Annotated in this window: 1 protein-coding gene and 1 pseudogene; one reads left to right on the top strand and one right to left on the bottom strand. The window is 64.0% G+C overall.

Features of this window, described 5'->3' with window-relative positions:
* Positions 1-118 precede the first annotated feature (118 nt).
* On the top strand, positions 119-2,620 hold the full coding sequence (locus ABY403_RS14765) for an FAD-dependent oxidoreductase (RefSeq protein ID WP_372841582.1): 2,502 nt from the start codon (positions 119-121) through the stop codon (positions 2,618-2,620).
* Between the two features lie 66 nt (positions 2,621-2,686).
* Here the strand turns inward: ABY403_RS14765 and ABY403_RS14760 are convergent.
* Positions 2,687-3,373, bottom strand: a pseudogene (locus tag ABY403_RS14760) (hypothetical protein); the annotation flags it as partial.

Here is a 3,373-nt window from a genome sequence, read left to right as displayed (position 1 = left end):
GCCCCCCGCGCCGCAATGCCGCAATGTCGCTTTCCCGCCTTCAAGTGTCGGGCAAACCTAGCCCTCTTCGTGGCGCTCTGGCATCACTGTCAAAACAGCCTGTTGCGGGAGTCGGTCGATGAAGACGCATGTCAAAGCCTTGGTTGTCGGCGGCGGTGCCGTTGGCTGTGGCATTGCCTACCATCTGGCAAAAGCCGGGTGGGATACGCTTTTGGTCGAGCGGGACGAGCTGACCTCGGGGTCCACGTGGCACGCGGCGGGGTTGCTGCCCTTGTTCAATATGGGCTACGCCACGACCCACATTCACAAATATTCGGTCGATTTCTACAAAAGCCTAGAGGCTGAAACCGGGCTGAACGCGGGTTTTGCGGTGGTGGGCAATTTGCGCATGGCCCAGCACCAAGCGCGGATGGACGAATACATGCTCTATTCGAGTGTGGCGGAAACCGCGGGGGTCTATCACGAGTTTCTGACGCCCAAAGAGATCAAGGAGCGTTGGCCCCTAGTGCGCACCGAAGATCTGAAAGGCGCGCTGTTTCACCCGCAAGACGGCTATATCAACCCCGCTGATGTGACGCAGGCCATGGCCAAGGGCGCGCGCCAGCATGGTGCCGAAATCATGCGCAAGGTGCAGGTGCAGGGCTATCGGTGGACCGGGTCGGAATGGATCGTCACGCTGTGCCACATGGCGGAAAAGGGTGGCAATCTGGTTGAAACTGCCGACACTTTTGAAATCCACGCCGAGCATGTTGTTACCGCCACAGGCAACCACGCGCCGCGCACCGCGCGGCTATTGGGCCTAAAGACCCCGGCGATTGTGGTGGAGCATCAGTTCATCGTCACCGAGCCGGACCCTGCGTTGCAGGCGTGGCGCGCGGCGGGCAACCCCGAACATCCGGTGCTGCGCGATGCCGATGCCAAATGGTATGTGCGCGAAGAGCGCGGCGGCTGGATACTTGGCCCGTACGAAAAGGGCGCGCCGGCGCGGCTCCTCTATGGTGTGCCCGATAGCTTCCGCGCCGACCTCTTTCCGCTCGATCTGGAGCGGATCGAGGAAGAATACATGAGCATGATCCACCGCATTCCCACCTCGGAAAATGTCGGGCTGAAGGACGATTTCAACGGCCCGATCTGCTACACACCCGACGGCAACCCGCTGGTCGGCCCGGCGCCGGGCCTGCGCAACATGTGGTTGGCTGAAGGGTTCAGCTTTGGCATCACCGCGGCGGGCGGCACCGGCTATTACCTTGCGCAGATGATGACCGAAGGCGAGGCCGAAATCGACATGGCCAGCCTAGACCCCAAGCGCTACGGCGATTGGATGACCACCGAATACGCGGCGCGCAAGAACGAGGAATGCTACGAGCATGTCTTCATCCTGCACCACCCCGACGAAGAGCGCGAAGCTTGCCGGCCCTTGCGCACCGCCCCCGCCTATGACCGCCAGATCGCGCTGGGCGCGCAGATGGGGCAGGTGAACGGGTGGGAGCGGCCAAACTACTTTGGCCCAAAGGATGCACCCGCCGATTTCGACCATGCCGGGCGCAGTTTCCGGCGCGGCACATGGTGGCCATATGCCGAGGCCGAGGCGCGCGCGGTGCGCGAGGCTTGCGGCATCATTGATGCCTCGGCCTTTACCAAGCACCTTGTGCGAGGGCCGGGGGCCACGGCGTTTCTGGACCGTTTCACCACCAACAAGTTGCCCAAGGTGGGGCGGATCAACCTGACCTATGCGCTGACCGCGGCGGGTACGACGCGCACCGAATATACCATCGTGCGGCTTGCCGAGGATTCCTATTACCTGATTTCTGCCGGGGCGTGGACGGCCTATGACGGCGACTATCTGATCAAGGCGATCGAAGATTTCCGCGCCGCAGGCGGCGATTGGGTCGATTGCCATGATGTGACAACCCAGTGGGGGGTGTTTGCGTTGGCCGGGCCGAACAGCCGCGCCTTGCTGCGCGATCTGGTGCGCGACGCCGAGCCCGAAACGGCGCTGGGCAACAAGCGGTTCCCGTGGCTGAGCATGCGCCAGATCGAGCTGGGCATGTGCCCGGTGCGGGCGGTGCGCGTGGCCTATACCGGCGAGCTTGGCTGGGAATTGCACCATCCCATAGAAATGGGCCGCTATCTTTGGGATCTGATCTGGTCGGTGGGCGAAAAACACGGGCTGAAACCGGTGGGCGCGCGCGCTCAAAACTGGTTGCGGCAGGAAAAAAGCTACCGCGCCTTTGGCAACGAGCTTGGGCGCGATGCAACGCCGCTGGAGGCCGGGCTCGACCGTTTTGTCGATCTGGGCAAAGAGTTTCACGGCAAAGAGGCGATGCTGGCCACGGGCATCCGGTCGGCCTGCGTGACATTGCTGATCGACGGGCCTGCGGACACCGACCCTTGGGGCAAAGAGGCGCTGCTGCTTGATGGCGAAAAGGTTGGGCGCCTGACCTCGGGCGGCTGGTCGGTGGCCTTTGGCAAGCAGATCGGCATGGGCTATGTGAGCCCCGATCTGGCGGCGGTCGGAACCCGGCTCAAGGTTCGGATGCTGCGCGAAGAATGGGATGCGGTGGTGGTTGAAGACAGCCCGCACGACCCCGCCAACGCGCGCCTGCGCCTTGATGGCTGATAGCGGGCGGCACAATTGAAAAGGGCGGCGCCGAAGCGCCGCCCTAGGTCATTTTCAGATCCGGTTTCAGAAGCGGCCATTCCCGAAGTCAGCCGAGGTGATTACGCCGTCAACGTTGCGGTCGCGCATCGCGAACCACGCCGAGGTGCCGTTCAGGAACTCTTCCATCGTGATGGTGCCGTTAAAGTCGGCGTCGAACATCAGGATTTCTTGCGCGCTGCCGATCGTGGAAAGGTCGGTAAGGTTGGCGCGTCCCGCGCCGCGGCCTTGCCCCCGCGCACCGGGTTGCTGCTGGCCCATCACGCCTGGTTGCTGGGCCATGCCTTGGCCCATCGCGCCGGGCTGTTGACCGGCCATGCCTTGGCCCATCGCGCCGGGCTGTTGACCGGCCATGCCTTGGCCCATCGCGCCGGGTTGCTGACCGGCCATGCCTTGGCCCATCGCGCCGGGTTGCTGACCGGCCATGCCTTGGCCCATCGCACCGGGTTGCTGACCGGCCATGCCTTGGCCCATCGCACCGGGTTGCTGACCGGCCATACCTTGGCCCATCATGCCGGGTTGCTGCTGTTGGGTGAACTGGCTGCGCCCGCGCCCGCCACCGGCCTGGCCGCCCTTGCCGCCGCGCCCGTTGGTGTTCATTTGCCCCTGCTGGCCTTGCCGGCCCTGCTGCATCTGGGTGTTGGCGCGGCCACTGTTGCGGCCTTGGCCCACGCCCATGCCAAGCTCGGCTTGCAGCGCCTTGTGCTCATCAAT

This window comes from Phaeovulum sp., from assembly GCF_041596715.1.
Lineage (GTDB): Bacteria > Pseudomonadota > Alphaproteobacteria > Rhodobacterales > Rhodobacteraceae > UBA6213.
This window is presented reverse-complemented; position numbering and strand designations above follow the sequence as displayed.